The 14,030-nt window shown below is 67.6% G+C and carries 15 protein-coding genes and 1 pseudogene; 10 read left to right on the top strand and 6 right to left on the bottom strand.

Going from position 1 to position 14,030, the window contains the following annotated elements:
* The first annotated feature begins 19 nt into the window (after positions 1 to 19).
* Entirely contained in the window at positions 20 to 451 is a 432-nt protein-coding gene (rplK, locus tag DI624_RS15500; protein WP_291540278.1) for a 50S ribosomal protein L11, read from the top strand.
* Between the two features lie 3 nt (positions 452 to 454).
* The gene (rplA, locus tag DI624_RS15495) at positions 455 to 1,144 is read left to right on the top strand and encodes a 50S ribosomal protein L1 (RefSeq protein WP_291540276.1); all 690 of its coding nucleotides are present in this window, start codon (positions 455 to 457) and stop codon (positions 1,142 to 1,144) included.
* 63 nt (positions 1,145 to 1,207) lie between these two features.
* Here rplA and DI624_RS15490 read toward each other — a convergent pair whose 3' ends face one another.
* Complete coding sequence (locus DI624_RS15490) at positions 1,208 to 1,816, bottom strand: NAD(P)-dependent oxidoreductase (protein ID WP_291540274.1); 609 nt, start codon at positions 1,814 to 1,816, stop codon at positions 1,208 to 1,210.
* 53 nt (positions 1,817 to 1,869) lie between these two features.
* On the opposite strand from DI624_RS15490, the gene DI624_RS15485 reads away from it, so the two are divergent.
* The 4 genes from DI624_RS15485 to DI624_RS15470 all read left to right on the top strand — a co-directional run bounded on the left by DI624_RS15485 (position 1,870) and on the right by DI624_RS15470 (position 4,692).
* Positions 1,870 to 2,286, top strand: a complete 417-nt coding sequence (locus tag DI624_RS15485; RefSeq protein WP_291540272.1) for a helix-turn-helix domain-containing protein — start codon at positions 1,870 to 1,872, stop codon at positions 2,284 to 2,286.
* A gap of 76 nt (positions 2,287 to 2,362) precedes the next feature.
* Entirely contained in the window at positions 2,363 to 3,442 is a 1,080-nt protein-coding gene (locus DI624_RS15480) for an AI-2E family transporter (protein ID WP_291540270.1), read from the top strand.
* Between the two features lie 136 nt (positions 3,443 to 3,578).
* Positions 3,579 to 4,031 carry an NUDIX hydrolase gene (locus tag DI624_RS15475; RefSeq protein ID WP_291540268.1) on the top strand — a complete coding sequence of 151 codons (453 nt, stop codon included), beginning with the start codon at positions 3,579 to 3,581 and terminating at the stop codon, positions 4,029 to 4,031.
* A 70-nt stretch (positions 4,032 to 4,101) separates the two neighbouring features.
* The gene (locus DI624_RS15470; protein WP_291540265.1) at positions 4,102 to 4,692 is read left to right on the top strand and encodes a DUF2059 domain-containing protein; all 591 of its coding nucleotides are present in this window, start codon (positions 4,102 to 4,104) and stop codon (positions 4,690 to 4,692) included.
* Here the strand turns inward: DI624_RS15470 and DI624_RS15465 are convergent.
* Complete coding sequence (locus DI624_RS15465; RefSeq protein ID WP_291540262.1) at positions 4,689 to 5,396, bottom strand: glutathione S-transferase; 708 nt, start codon at positions 5,394 to 5,396, stop codon at positions 4,689 to 4,691. The genes DI624_RS15470 and DI624_RS15465 overlap by 4 nt on opposite strands.
* Before the next feature lie 317 nt (positions 5,397 to 5,713).
* Here DI624_RS15465 and rplJ point away from each other — a divergent pair, with 317 nt between their 5' ends.
* From rplJ to DI624_RS15450, 3 genes and pseudogenes are all read left to right on the top strand, one after another.
* Positions 5,714 to 6,229, top strand: coding sequence for a 50S ribosomal protein L10 (rplJ, locus tag DI624_RS15460; protein WP_291540259.1), 516 nt, complete (start codon positions 5,714 to 5,716; stop codon positions 6,227 to 6,229).
* Positions 6,230 to 6,293: 64 nt separating this feature from the next.
* Positions 6,294 to 6,684: pseudogene (rplL, locus tag DI624_RS15455) on the top strand (50S ribosomal protein L7/L12).
* Positions 6,685 to 6,820: 136 nt separating this feature from the next.
* Complete coding sequence (locus DI624_RS15450; protein ID WP_291540258.1) at positions 6,821 to 7,501, top strand: type 1 glutamine amidotransferase domain-containing protein; 681 nt, start codon at positions 6,821 to 6,823, stop codon at positions 7,499 to 7,501.
* 50 nt (positions 7,502 to 7,551) lie between these two features.
* On the opposite strand, the gene DI624_RS15445 is transcribed toward DI624_RS15450, so the two are convergent.
* The 4 genes from DI624_RS15445 to DI624_RS15430 all read right to left on the bottom strand — a co-directional run bounded on the left by DI624_RS15445 (position 7,552) and on the right by DI624_RS15430 (position 13,085).
* Complete coding sequence (locus DI624_RS15445) at positions 7,552 to 9,528, bottom strand: peptidase M61 (protein ID WP_291540256.1); 1,977 nt, start codon at positions 9,526 to 9,528, stop codon at positions 7,552 to 7,554.
* 142 nt (positions 9,529 to 9,670) lie between these two features.
* Positions 9,671 to 11,638 carry a peptidase M61 gene (locus tag DI624_RS15440; RefSeq protein WP_291540280.1) on the bottom strand — a complete coding sequence of 656 codons (1,968 nt, stop codon included), beginning with the start codon at positions 11,636 to 11,638 and terminating at the stop codon, positions 9,671 to 9,673.
* A 134-nt stretch (positions 11,639 to 11,772) separates the two neighbouring features.
* Positions 11,773 to 12,390 carry a hypothetical protein gene (locus DI624_RS15435; protein WP_291540254.1) on the bottom strand — a complete coding sequence of 206 codons (618 nt, stop codon included), beginning with the start codon at positions 12,388 to 12,390 and terminating at the stop codon, positions 11,773 to 11,775.
* A gap of 131 nt (positions 12,391 to 12,521) precedes the next feature.
* Positions 12,522 to 13,085 (bottom strand): FKBP-type peptidyl-prolyl cis-trans isomerase, encoded by a 564-nt coding sequence (locus DI624_RS15430; RefSeq protein ID WP_291540252.1) that lies wholly within the window; start codon positions 13,083 to 13,085, stop codon positions 12,522 to 12,524.
* A 102-nt stretch (positions 13,086 to 13,187) separates the two neighbouring features.
* Here DI624_RS15430 and DI624_RS15425 point away from each other — a divergent pair, with 102 nt between their 5' ends.
* Positions 13,188 to 13,628 carry an endonuclease domain-containing protein gene (locus tag DI624_RS15425; protein ID WP_291540248.1) on the top strand — a complete coding sequence of 147 codons (441 nt, stop codon included), beginning with the start codon at positions 13,188 to 13,190 and terminating at the stop codon, positions 13,626 to 13,628.
* Positions 13,629 to 14,030 lie beyond the last annotated feature (402 nt).

Here is a 14,030-nt window from a genome sequence, read left to right as displayed (position 1 = left end):
TCATTCATAGGAGAGACCAATGGCCAAGAAGATTCTCGGCTATATCAAGCTGCAAGTGCCGGCCGGTTCGGCCACGCCTTCGCCCCCGATCGGCCCGGCCCTGGGTCAGCGCGGCGTGAACATCATGGGCTTCTGCAAGGAGTTCAACGCGCGCACCGAGAAGGAAGCCAAAGGCACCCCGCTTCCGACCGTCATCACCGTCTATCAGGACAAGTCGTTCACCTTCATCACCAAGACGCCCCCGGCGACCTGGTACCTGAAGCAGGCCACCGGCCTGAAGTCGGGCTCCAAGCTGGTCGGCCGTGAAGTCGCCGGCAAGATCACCGTGGCCCAGCTGCGCGAGATCGCCGAGAAGAAGATGAAGGATCTGAACGCGAACGATCTGGACGCCGCGACGAAGATCATCGAAGGCTCCGCCCGCGCGATGGGCCTTGACGTGGTGGAGGGCTAATCCATGGGTAAGCAAACCAAGGCTCAAAAGGCCCGCACCGGCGTCACCCAGGACCTGCTGCCTTTCTCCGACGCCATCAAGCTGGCCAAGGAAAACGCCAAGGCCAAGTTCGACGAATCCCTGGAGATCGCCGTCAACCTGGGCGTCGATCCGCGTCACGCCGACCAGCAGGTCCGCGGCGTGGTGAACCTGCCCTCGGGCACCGGCCGTGACGTCCGCGTCGCCGTCTTCGCCAAGGACGCCAAGGCGGCCGAGGCTGTCGCCGCGGGCGCCGAACACGTCGGCGCCGAGGATCTTTACGAAAAGATCGCCGGCGGCTTCATGGAGTTCGACCGCGTCATCGCCTCGCCGGACATGATGGCCCTGGTCGGTCGTCTGGGTAAGGTGCTGGGTCCGCGCGGCCTGATGCCCAACCCCAAGGTCGGCACCGTGACCCCGAACGTGGCCCAGGCCGTCAAGGACGCCAAGGGCGGCGCCGTCGAGTTCCGCGTCGAGAAGGCGGGCATCGTCCACGCCGGCATCGGCAAGGCGTCCTTCACCCAGGACGCCCTGGAAGCCAACGTCAAGGCCATCGTGGACGCCCTGGTCCGCGCCAAGCCGTCGGGCGCCAAGGGCACCTATGTGAAGCGCATCAGCCTGTCCTCGACGATGGGTCCGGGCTTCAAGGTCGATCCGGCCTCGCTGGGCGCCTAGGGTCCAGAACAACCGATATGGAGAACGGCGGGGAGCGATCCCCGCCGTTTTTCTTTGCGCCGATCAATAGGCGGCGGTGAAGCGAGCGCGGCTGTGTTTGTGCTGCTCCAGCTCGTCGACCATGGCGATGGCGTAGTCGGCGAAGCTGATCTTGCTTTCGCCCTTGTCGTCTACGACCAGCTGGTCCTCGCCGGTGCGGAAATGGCCCAGGCGCGGGCCTTCCTCGATCACTGCGGCGGGCGAGAAAAAGGTCCAGTCGATGTCCTTTTCACCGCGCAGGGCGTCCAGGAAGACGATCCCGCCTCTGGCGAAGGTCTTCCATTCCTCCGGGAACTCGGGCGTGTCGATCAGGCGGACGCCGGGCGCGACCTCCAGGCTGGCGGCGCCGCCGGTGACGAGCAGACGCGCGACGCCAGCAGTCTTGAGCGCGGTCAGCAGGGTTTCGGCGGGCACGTCGAAATGCAGGGCGCTGATGACGGCGTCCGATCCCTCGATCAGCTTGGCCAGGGCGGCGGGGTCCGAGGCGTCGCCGGCGATGGGAGTGACGCCGGGCGCAGCGGGAATGGCGTCGGGCTTGCGAGCGATGGCGACGACGTCATGACCGCGCGCGGCCAGTTCCTTGGTGATTTCCGATCCAGCGCGGCCGCTGGCGCCGAGGACTGAGACTTTCATGGAAGGCTCCTTCAGGTTTCCAATGGATACCAGGTGCGCTATGGAGGGGGACCATGCAAGACGGCACCTTTTCCTCACCTGGTCACTTGGACGAAACCTGGACGCGCGGCGACGTGTTCGCCGCCGGATGCCCGACGCGGCGACTGCTGGACCGGATCGCCGACAAGTGGAGCGCCCTGGTCCTGATCGTGCTGGGAGAAGGGCCGATCCGGTTCAACGCCCTGAAGCAGCGGGTGGACGGGGTGTCGCAGAAAATGCTGAGCCAGACGCTTAAGTCGCTGGAGCGCGACGGGCTGGTGTCGCGCTCGGTCCAGGGCGCCGCGCCGGTGTCCGTCACCTATGCGGTGACTCCGTTGGGGATGACGCTGATGGCGGCGATGCAGTCGATGATCGACTGGGCGGAGACCCGGATGCCCGAGGTGGCGGCGGCCCAGGCCGACTACGACCGGCGATCCTTCGAAACCCACTGAGCGGCCAGTTTTTTATCTCGGCCGGCGAACGGCCACGCTCCGCCCGCGTTCCGTTGCGACAAGGCAAGGGAGCGTCATGTTCGGTTTGGGTAGGTTGAGGGGCGACAAGCCCATGACGGGCGGCGATCCCTGGAAGGGCCGGCTGGCGTTCGGCGCGGTCGTGCTTGTGGCGGGCTATTTCGCGGTCCAGCTGGTGGTGACGCTGCACACCCTATGGCTGCTGATCTTCGGGGCCATCGTGGTGGCGGTGATCCTGCGGGCGCTGGCCGATCCCATCGTGCGCTGGCTGAAGACGCCGGACCCGCTGGCGGTGTTCCTGTCGCTGATGATCGTGGCGTCGGTGCTGGCCGGAGTGCTGACGCTGTTCGGCGCCCAGATCGCCAACCAGGTGAACACCCTGACCGCCATCCTGCCGCAGGGTTGGGCGCAGGTGCAGAGCTGGATCGCGGCCCAGCCCTACGCCGCCCAGATTCTGGAGCAGCTCCAGAACCTGGGCAGTCGGGCCGGAGAGGCGTTGCAGGTGGCGCAGAAATTCGCCTTGGGCTTCGCCTCGGGCGTCACCACCCTGGTGCTTGTCATCGTGGCCGGCGTGTTCCTGGCCATCGAGCCGGCCAAGTCGCGCGAAGGGCTTCTGTCGATGCTGCCGCTGGATCGGCGCCCGCGGATGCGCGAGGTGCTGAACGCCTGCGGCAAGGCGCTGAAGGGCTGGCTGAAGGCGCAGCTGTTCTCGATGGTGCTGGTCGGCGCGATGACCGGCGTGGGGCTGGCGATCATCGGCGTGCCCTCGGCCCTGGGGCTGGGGCTGCTGACGGGCCTGGCGCAATTCGTGCCCATTGTCGGGCCGATCGTGTCGACCATTCCATCGGTCCTGGTGGCGGCCACGCAAGGGTGGGAGACGGCGCTGCTGGCGGTGCTGCTTCATGTTGTCATCTCCCAGCTGGAGGCCAACTTCATCACGCCCATGGTGCAGAAGAACGTCGCCAACCTGCCGGTCGTGCTGGGCATCTTCGCCGTGGTGGGGATCGGCTCGCTGTTCGGGCCGCTGGGGGTGCTTTTCGCCACCCCGCTGGCCCTGGTGCTGCACACCCTGGTGACGATGCTGTATCGTCAGGACGTGCTGCACGACCCCGAGGCCAAGGCGCCGGGCGAGAAATAATCCGGTCATCCGTGCGCTGACAACTTGACGCAGCGGTCGCGATCCCGTTTCGAGAGCGGCGCCGAACGGCCGCCATCGGCGAGGAGAAGGACGTGACGCTGACAAACCGACCCACTCCGCGCGGCGAGGCCTGAGCTTGGCGCGCGTCGGCTCCAAACGCACGGCCCGGTCCGAGACCCGTCAGGTGGCGGCCTTGCCCTGGCGGCTGGAGAACGGCCAGCGGCGCATCCTGATGATCACCTCGCGCGAGACGCGCCGCTGGGTCATTCCCAAGGGCGGTCGAATGGTCGGCAAGACCGATCCCGAGGCGGCCGCCCAGGAGGCGATGGAGGAGGCGGGGGTCAAGGGCGACATCGACAGCCAGTCCATCGGCGTCTTTCGCTACGCCAAGGGAATGCGAGACGGGGGCGTGCGCCAGTGCGTGGTCTCGGTCTATCCGCTGGAGGTGCTGATCCAGATGGGCGTCTGGCCCGAAGCCCATCAGCGCGAGCGGCGCTGGATGACGCCGGGCGAGGCGGCGGACCTGGTGCACGAACCTGACCTGGCCGGCCTGATTCGCGACTTCGCCGCCACGCCGCTGGCCGATTAGACAACCGCCGGTCGATTTGCGCTGGTCAGCAGGGCCGCCGCCTGCCGATAAGGGAGGGCTGGAGGCTGTCATGATCACTATCCGAAATCTTGCGCTGGGCCTGGCGTTCGGCTTGGCTGCGGCGGGGGCCGCGACGGGGGCTGCGGCCCAGAGCGAGGGCCAGATCGAGGCGCAGGGCGAGGACCGGGGCGACACGGTCGTCACCCGTGTCGAACCCGCGCCGCAGGATGCCGGATCGGCGCGCCGAAGCCTGCTGGCGCGCGATCTGATCGGCCTGTCCGCCGGCCCGAACTTCGCCAAGGAGTTCGAACGGGCGATGAGCGACCAGATGGGCAAGATGGACGGCAAGGAAGGCGAGGAGGCGGCCTGGGTGCGGGCCAACATGCCGCCGATGATGTCGCGCGTGGTGGCGCGGGTGATGGACGACATGGCGCCCGTCTACGCCGCCATCTACACCGAAGACGAGCTTCGCGCGCAGATCGACTTCTATCGCAGCCCGATCGGTCGGGCCGTGGCGGGCAAGAGCCTGGCGCTGGGCGTCGCCTTGCAGGACGTGCAGGCCAGTGTTCTCGAGTCTTTTCTGATCGAGTTCGAAAGCAAGTACTGCGCACGGTTCGAGTGCGGCGACGCCGGGCAGGCTGTGGGCAAGCCGGGGCGCTAACCGTCCAGTTCGGGGTAGCGGCGGAAGATGCCGTCCTGGTTGAAGGGGATGCGGCGGTCGCTGGCCAGATAGGCGGCGATACGGGGCAGGGCGGCGACGCGGTCGCGAACGGCGGCGACCCTGGGCGCGGTCGCCAGCGCTCGGGCCGTCGCCTGGGGAAAGGCGTAGGCCAGGCCCTCGACCACCTGGAACAGCGACAGGTCGCCATAGGTCGGGCGGTCGCCGACCATCCAGTCAGGGCCATTCGGATTGCGCTCCAGCACCGTCTCGGCCCAGGTCAGGAATTTGGGAATGCGCGCCTGGCGGAAGCCCTCGGCGCGCCGGGCCGCCTCCGGCTTCTGTTCGTCGTAATAGGCCGTCAGATCTACGGGGTGATGGGTGTCGTGCGCCTCGACCACCAGGTCGGCCAGGGTCAGCTGGATCTGGTTCAGCCAGGCGCGGTCGCTGTCGCCATCGGGGCTGAGGCCCAGTTGCGGCCCCAGCCAGGCCAGGATGGCCGCGACCTGGCCGATGATCCGGCCGCCCAGACGGACGAAAGGCGGGGCGAAGGACGGCGTGGCGGCCTGGGTCATCAGGGCCTCCATGGCCGCGCCGTCGTCCTGGCGCGAGACGTCGACATAGTCGGCGCCCGCCGCCTCGAACGCCAGGCGCACGAATTCGCCGCGTCCCTGGATGGTCGGCCAGTAATAGAGTTCATAGGCCATGCGATCCGCGCCTTGCTTTTGTCGATCCGTGCCTGTAAGAGCGCCGCTTCCCGTTAGAGGTTCATCTTCTGACGGTCCTGTCCGAGAACTTCGGGGCGTGGGGGCCACCTGCGCCGTAACTGTCAGAGAGCCCTCTGGCGCCGTGGGGAGATGGGGACGCGACCTTGCGCTGTCAGCCCGCATTCCGGGACGGACGCCGTCAGCCGCATCCTTCGGACAATACGACCGGCCTGAACGCTTCGCGGCGACGCGGCGCGCTTTGGCCAATCCGTCGTCGGGAATAAGCCCGGCGGCGAATACCAAGACTGGAGACCGCAATGGATCGCGCTCAAAAAGCCGAGTCTATCGAATCGCTCAAGGGCGTGTTCGCCGAGGCCGGCAGCGTGGTCGTGACCCACAACCTGGGTCTGACCGTTGCGGAAATGGAAGACCTGCGTGGTCGCCTTCGCAAGGAAGGCGGCGCGTTCAAGGTGGTCAAGAACCGCCTGGCGCTGAAGGCGCTCGAAGCCGAAGAAGGCAGCGACTACCACGGCCTGTTCAAAGGCCCGGTGGGCATCGCCTACTCCGAGAACCCCGGTACGGCCGCCAAGGTCGCCACCGAGTTCGCCAAGGCCAACGATCGCTTCAAGATCGTCGGCGGCTTCATGGGCGAAACCGTCGTCGATCAGAAGGGCGTCGAGGCTCTCTCGAAGCTCCCGACGCTGGACGAGGTTCGCGGTCAACTCATCGGCCTGCTCAATGCGCCTGCGACCCGTATCGCCGGCGTGCTGCAAGCACCCGCCGGTCAGCTGGCTCGCGTGTTCAACGCCTACGCCACCAAGGAAGCCGCGTAAGCGGCCCCGCCTTTCATTTCTGCATCACTCTCTCTGAACCTTATCCTCCGAAGGAAAACTGACAATGGCCGACCTCGCCAAGATCGTCGAAGACCTGTCCGCGCTTACCGTTCTGGAAGCCGCTGAACTCTCCAAGCTGCTGGAAGAAAAGTGGGGCGTCAGCGCCGCTGCTCCGGTCGCCATGGCTGCTCCGGCCGCCGGCGGCGGCGCTCCGGCTGAAGCCGCCGAAGAGCAAACCGAATTCACCGTCGTCCTGCTGGACGGCGGCGACAAGAAGATCGAAGATCAACGTGATCAAGGAAGTCCGCGGCGTCCGTTCGGACCTGGGTCTGAAGGAAGCCAAGGACCTGGTCGAAGGCGCTCCGCAGAACGTCGTCGAGAACGTCTCCAAGCAAGCCGCCGACGAAGTCGCCAAGAAGCTGACGGAAGCCGGCGCCAAGGTCCAGATCAAGTAATCCGGGCCTCGGCACTGCCGAAGATCGCGGGGCCGGTGGGAAACCACCGGCCCCGTTTTCGTTTCGGACACCCGGCTACGGTGGCGCGCGAACGGTTCGACCCCATCTGAGACGCCGGACGAATAAGGAACGATCCATGAAGATCCTGATGGTGCTGACCTCTCACGACGAACTCGGCGATACGGGCAAGAAGACGGGATTCTGGCTGGAGGAACTGGCCGCGCCCTATTACGCCCTGAAGGATGCGGGAGCCGAGATCGTGCTGGCTTCGCCCAAGGGCGGGCAGCCGCCGCTTGACCCCAAGAGCGACGACCCGGACGCCCAGACCGAGGATACGCGCCGCTTCAAGGCCGACGCCGAGGCGCAAGCCGCCCTGGCCTCGACCCTGGTCCTGTCGTCGGTGAATGCCGATGATTTCGACGCCGTCTTCTATCCCGGCGGTCACGGGCCGCTGTGGGACCTGGCCAACGATGCGGATTCGATCGCTCTGATCGAGGCCTTCGCCAAGGCGGACAAGCCGACCGGCTTCGTTTGTCACGCGCCGGGCGTGCTGAAGGCGGTGCGCGGGCCGGACGGCAAGCCGCTGGTCGAAGGACGCAAGGTGACGGGATTCACCAATGCGGAGGAACAGGCCGTGGGCCTGACGGAAGTGGTGCCCTTCCTGGTCGAGAACGTGCTTGTCGCCAATGGCGGCGACTATTCCAGGGGGCCGGACTGGGGCAGCTATGTGGTGACGGACGGCAAGCTGGTGACGGGCCAGAACCCTAGCTCGTCGCGCGCGGCGGCCCAGGCCCTGCTGGGGCTGTTGAAGGGCTGAACGACTGCGTCTCCTCCCCGCCAAGCGCGGAGGAGACGGGTTGTTTCGGCTCAGCGCCTGCGGGGCGCGATGATGTCGGACAGGCGATCCGGCGTCCCCTCGATCCGCTCCAGCCGGGGGTAGCGCAGGCCGTCGTGGTAGTCGAAGGCGACCGTGCGGAAGCGGTCGCCGGATTTGAGCAGCAGCTCCAGCGGGGCGTCGGTTCCCTTGGCGGCGGCGACGGCGTTGCGCAGGACCTCGGCCGAGCCGGCCTTGCCGTTGACGGCCACCAGAGACCAGCCGGCGCCGATCCCCTGGTCGAAGGCGGGGCCGCCCCAGCGGATGTTGGTCAGCTTGTCGCCCGACAGGGTGAAGCCCAGCGAATACTGGAAGTCGTTGGCCCAGCCGGTCTGGACCGCCTTTTCGTCGGCGTTCGGCGTGTCGGTGTAAGTCAGTCGCCAGCCGGCGCGGGCCAGGCCGTCCAGCGGCGCCCTGGCGTCGGGGCCGACCGCATCCAGGCGGCTGCGCAGGAAGCTGGCCCAGTCGTGCGGATAGACGGCGTTCAGGGCCGCAACCACGTCCTGGAACGTGTAGCCCTGGGGCGCCCATTGGCCGTCGTCATGACCGAAGAAGCCCCGTGCGAAGTCGTCGAGGGATTTGCGGCCGTTCGTGCCCTCGCGGATCAGGGTGTCGGCGTCCAGCCAGACCAGCAGGCTTTCGCGGTAATAGTCCCCGGTGCCGCGCATCCACGACGGATACTGGCCGGGCACGCGATAGCCCAGGAGGTTGTGGTTGTTGGTGTCCTGAAGCGCGCGCCATTGGCGGCCCGGCTGGTTGTCGTAGAAGGCCGCGACATTGGCCAGGGTGGCCAGGGCCACGCCCCTGGAATGCAGGCCCGAGCGCGCGGCCAGGACGTCGCCCCAGTATTCGGTCTGGCCCTCATAGACCCACAGCAGGGTGTTCTGGGTCGGGACGTTGTGGTTGGCGGTAAGCTCGTCCGCCGGGCGCATGAACTTGCCGTTCCAGGAGTGGGTGTATTCGTGGGGCAGCAGGCCCCGGTCGCCCGCGCTCTTGGCCCAGTCGGTGAAGAAGGTCGGGGCGCCAGTGTTCTCGGAACTGCGATGATGCTCCAGCCCGATGCCGCCCATCTGGTCGGTCAGGGCGAACAGGAACTCGTAATGGTCGAAGTGGCGGGCGCCGAACAGGCGGTCGGCCTGCTGGACCATGGTCTCGAACAGCTTCAGCTGGTCGTCGGTCGCCGCCAGCCCCTTGGCCTCGTCGGCCAGAATGTTCAGATGGACCTTGTCGCCGCTGGGGTCGATGTCGACGCGGCGATAGTGGGCGCCGGCGAAGACGGGGCTGTCGATCAGGGTGTAGAGGTCGGTGGGGGCGAAGGTCGCCACGGCGCCTTCCTGGGACGCCGTCGTCAGGGCCGTGCCGTATTTCCATCCGGCGGGCAGGACCAGCGACGGGGCGATCTGGATCTGTCGGCTGAAATAGCCGGCCGGATAGAGGATGGCCTTCTCCCACTGAAGATTGACCATGGCCGGGGTCATCAGCACGCGCCAGTTCGAGTTGTCGGGCTGGGTCAGCTGCTGGAACTCGACCTCGATGGCGTCGACGCCCGCCGGGATGTCGAGGTGGAAGGCGTAGGGGTCGAGCGTGTCGCGCAGCCATTCGACCCGCCGGCCGTCGGCGGTGACGGTCAGGCCCGACAGAAGCTGGATCGGGCCGGTCGCGGCGTGGTTGCCGGGCAGGTATTTCGGATAGAGCAGGGTCAGCGGCCCCGGCGCCGCGACGGGGATGGTCTGGCTGACGCGGATGATGCGGCGATCCAGATCGGTGATGTCGGCGCGGTACCGGATGACGCCGGGATAGGGCCGGTCCTGCGGCGCGGGGATGGCCGGCTGGTCGCGGGGCAGGGCCAGGGGCGCCTGGGCCGCGTCGACGACGACGGGGGTGGACTGGAAGCTTTGGGCCAGGGCGGGCAGGGCGACGCCGCTCATCAGAAGGGCGAGACAGGCGGCGGTCGGGCGGATACGCGGCATTCGGTCATCCAGGCGTGAAGGCGGGACTGCAACGTCGAGGGCGTCGGGCGATGCGTCAAGCATGAGCCGCCGGGTGCGGCGTTAAAGACCCCCTCCACCACGCTTCGCGCGGTCCCCCTCCCCACGCGGTGGGGAGGAGACTTCAGCGCCGCCTGGGCGTCAGGATGTCGGTCAAACGGTCGGGCGCGCCGGGGATGCGTTCCAGGCGGGGGTAGCGAAGGCCGTCATGGTAGTCGAGGACGACGGTCTTGAACTGGTCGCCGTCCTTGACGATCAGGGTGACGGGCACGGCCGGGTCCTTGGCGGCGGTCACGGCGGCGGCGAGGCGGTCGGGGGTCGAGGCCTGGCCGCCCACGGCGACGATCTCCATGCCCACGGCCAGGCCCGCCTTGAAGGCCGGGCCGTTCCACTGGACGCTGCGGATCTTGTTTGCCTCGCCGGTCTGGAAGCCCAGGGAATAGGTGAAGTCGTTGCGCTTCAGCTCCGAATACAGGGTCTTCATATAGTCGGTGGGCGTTTCGGCGTAGGTCAGGCGCCAGCCCCCGCGCGCCAGCCCGTCCAGCGGGGCGCGGGCGTCGGGGCCGTCCGCATCCAGGCGGCTGCGCAGGAAGGTCGCCCAGTCGTTGGCCACCACGCCGTTCAGGGCGGCGGCCACGTCGTCGAACGTATAGGGGGCGGGCGCATAGTCGCCGTCCTGGACGCCGTAGAAGGCGCGGGCGAAGTCGTCGAGCGACTTCCTGCCGTTCGTCTTCTCCCGGATCAGGGTGTCGACGTCGAGCCAGATCAACTGCCCTTCCGAATAGTAGTCCTCGTCGCGCTGCCACGACAGCCAGCCCTTGGCCTGGCGCTGACTGATGATCGGGTCGTTGGTCGTGTCCTGCATCGCGCGCCATTCGCGCCCGACGCGGGTGTCATAGGTCGCGGCGGTCAAGGCCAGGGAGTCCATCGCCTGCTGGGCGGTCAGAAGACCGGACCGGGCGGCGATCACCTGGCCGTAGTATTGGGTCTGGCCCTCATAGACCCACAGCAGGCTGTTCTGCAGGGGACTGTTGAAGTTGGGCACATACTGGTCGGCGGGGCGGCGCCATTTGCCGTCCCAGGAGTGGTTCATCTCGTGGCTGAGCAGGTCGCGGTCGGCCAGATGCGTCGCCCAGCCGGTGAAGAAGGCGGGATCGACCGAATTTTCCGAACTGCGATGATGCTCCAGCCCGATGCCGCCCAGCTTGTCGGTCATGGCGATCAGGAAGTCGTAGTGATCGAAGTGGCGCGCCCCGTACAGGCGATCCATCTGCGTCACCAGATTGCGCAGAATTTGAATCTGCTCGTCCGTGGCGTTCAGATTGTCGGCCTCGTCCGCCACGATATTGGCGCGCACCGGCGAACGGCCGCCGGGGTCGAGGTCGATCTGGCGATAGTGGACGCCGGCGAAGACGGGGCTGTCGATCAGCACCTCCAGATCGACCGGCTTGAAGGTCTGGAGATCGCCGTCCTTGGTCTGGGGCTCCAGCGCCGTGCCGAAGGACCAGCCCGTGGGGAACCTGACCGTCGGCTGGACCGTGATGTTCCGCGACCAGTGGCCGGCGGGATAGAGCAGCATCTTCTCCCACTGGATGTTCAGCATTTCGGGCGTCATGGTGATGCGGCCCTGGGCGCCGACGGTCGGCGACAGGTGCTGGAGCTTCACCTCCAGGGCGGTCGCGCCCGCCGGGACGACGACGTGGTAGGCGAAGGGACGAAGGGTGTCGCGCACCCATTCCACCCGCTGGCCGTCGGCGCTGATCTCGAGCCCCGCCAACTGGGGGATCGGGCCGACGGGGCCGTGGTTGCCGGGCAGCCATTCGGGGAAATAGAGCACCATCGGGCCGGGGCGGGCGACCGGAATGGTCTCGGTCACGGCGAAGATGCGCTGGGCCAGATTGGTGGCGTCGACATTCAGCCGGATCACGCCGGGATAGGCGACGTCCTGGGCGTCCGGGATCGGCGGCAGGGGCGCGGGCAGGGCGGGGGCGTAGGTCGACGCCTGCTGAGCCAGGGCGGCGGGGGCGGCCGAGACGACAAGCAGCGCCAGGCCGAGGCCGGGCGCGACGGTGCGAAGACGGGTCGGGATCATCACGGACACTCAGACTGCCTGGGAGGAGGCGCGACAGTCCGCCGCAGGGGGCGGCGCGTCAAGCCGGCAGGGAAGTTGGACTTCAGAAAAAACAGTCCAACGAGTCCAAGAGTCCAAGTTTTCAGTCCGGGCGATCAGAGGTCGTGGGGCGCGGCGCGCATGGCGCCGATCGCGGTCTTCAGGTCCGCCAGATTGCGGCCGACCCTCTCGTTGAGGCGGCGGATGCGGTCGGCGTCGCGGTCGTGGGCCAGGGCGGCCAACTCCTTGTGCAGTCGGGTCCAACCCCGCGCCTCGATCATGCGGCCCTGGCGGATGGCGCGGGCGGCGTTGAACCAGGTCTGTTCGCAAAGGTCGGCTGCCACCGGCACGCCGTCGTCGTACGGATAGTCGTCGGCTTGCGCGGCGGAGGTGTCGTCCCGTGGCGAGGCCGGCGGGGCGGCGTCCGTTTCCGGGGCGCCGGCGGCGTCGGGATCGTCGTCGATCGGCGCGGGCGCCGGCATCCAGTTGCGATAGTCGCCGGGATCGTCCGAGACGTGGAAGGGCGCGGAGGACGCCGGCTGGTCCATACGCCGCCAACCCTCCTGCTGGGCGCGCCAGCGGAAGGTGGACAGAGGCAGGCTGTGGCGCTCGCAAACCTCGGCGGCCGAGCCGCCCGCCAGATAGTCGGCGCGGGCTGCGGCCCAGGTCTCGGCCGAGCGTCGAGTCTGGGGCGGCGGCGGGGAGTCGGGCAGGTATCGGAGGTGATCGGTCATGCCGGCCATGATACGGCCGCCGCCTCCCATGGCCGGAAGATAGACGCTGCCGGCAGGCAAGGCGTTGAAAAGACAGGCGCCGCCGCCGGAATAGGATGGAGCGCGCCCGCCAACCCGCCTGAAACGCCGGTTCAGCCCGGCTTGACCTCCAGCAGTTCGACCGAGAACCGCAGGGTGGAGTTGGGCGGCAGTTCGTCGCCGCCGACCCAGCGCGAGCCATAGGCCAGGGAAGCGGGAATGACGAACTCGTAGATCTCGCCGACGTGCATCAGGCCCACGCCCTCGGTCCAGCCCTTGATGACGCGGTTCAGAGGGAATTCGGCCGGTTCGTTGCGGGAATAGGAGCTGTCGAATTCGCGCCCGTCGACGAAGGTCCCGCGATAGTGGACCTTGACCGTGTCGGTCGGGCCGGGGCGCGGGGCGTCGGGATGGGCCTTGCCGACGCGGCGATACTGAAGCCCGCTCTCGGTCGTGGTCCAGCCGCGCCGGGCGCCGTTCCAGGCCAGATAGTCGGCGTTGCCCCGGTCCCAGACCTGCTGGGGCGTAAGGCCCGCTTCGCCCTGCACCTGGGCGGCGGCGCGGGCGGCGGCGGAGGCCGTCTCGGCATAGGTCACGGGCTTGTGCGTGGCGCAGGCGGACAGGGTGCCGGCGGAGAGGGCGAGGACGGCGAACAGGGGCAGGGCGGTGCGAGTCATGAGCCGACGCTAGAGGACGGCGATCATGGCGGCAATGCGTGACTTTTCCTCCCCGTTGCGTAGCAATGGGGAGGGGGACCGCGAAGCGGTGGAGGGGCTTGTTTGCGGTCTGAACCGATCATTTTTCAGCGGGCTGCGAAGATGCGACGTGGCTTGACGCCGCCGGAGGCGAGGCTGTGGGCCTGTCTGAAAGGCGGCAAGCTGGGCGGCTTCAAGTTTCGACGTCAGCATCCGATCGGACCCTATATCCTGGACTTCTATTGCGCGGCGGCGCGGCTGGCCGTCGAGGTGGACGGCGCGATCCATGAGCAGGACGGTCAGGCCGCGCATGATCTGCGCCGCACCGCCTGGCTGGCCGCGCAGAAGATCGATGTGGTTCTCCTTTCCGCCTTGAGCGTAAGAGATGGGCTGGATGAAATCCTGATGTTCCTGGCGGGCGAGGTTCGTGCGCGGTCAAGCGAACGTCAGCGAAGCGGAAACAGCCCCTCCACCACGCCCTTCGGGCGCGGTCCCCCTCCCCATCGCGTGCGACGGGGAGGATAGGCCTTTATTTCGTCGCGAATGCGCGTATATGTGCGCGTTCCCGCAACACTCCATTTGAGTCTGCGCGCAAGCGCCGAGGCCCGGTCCGTCGCCCTCCGACCGGAGCGAAGGCGCGGCTCCTTCCCCAGGGAGCCGGTACATTTCAGGCGTCCTGGCCCGGCAGCGGGCCGAGGGTGGACGCCGAAACCCTGGCTGCGGACGCTGAGAGGCGCGCCGTGGCTGCTGCATTTCGCGCACGGCTTCCCGGGTCGTGCGTCATGGGAAACACTGAATGACTGACGTCGCCCACGATCTCGCCATCAACGGTCAGATCGCTTCCGCCACCTCGTTCACCGGCAAGAAGCGCATCCGCAAGTCCTTCGGGCGCATTCCCGAAGCGGTGCAGATGCCGAACCTGATCGA

The sequence above is a fragment of the Brevundimonas sp. genome (assembly GCF_003248455.1).
Lineage (GTDB): Bacteria > Pseudomonadota > Alphaproteobacteria > Caulobacterales > Caulobacteraceae > Brevundimonas.
This window is presented reverse-complemented; position numbering and strand designations above follow the sequence as displayed.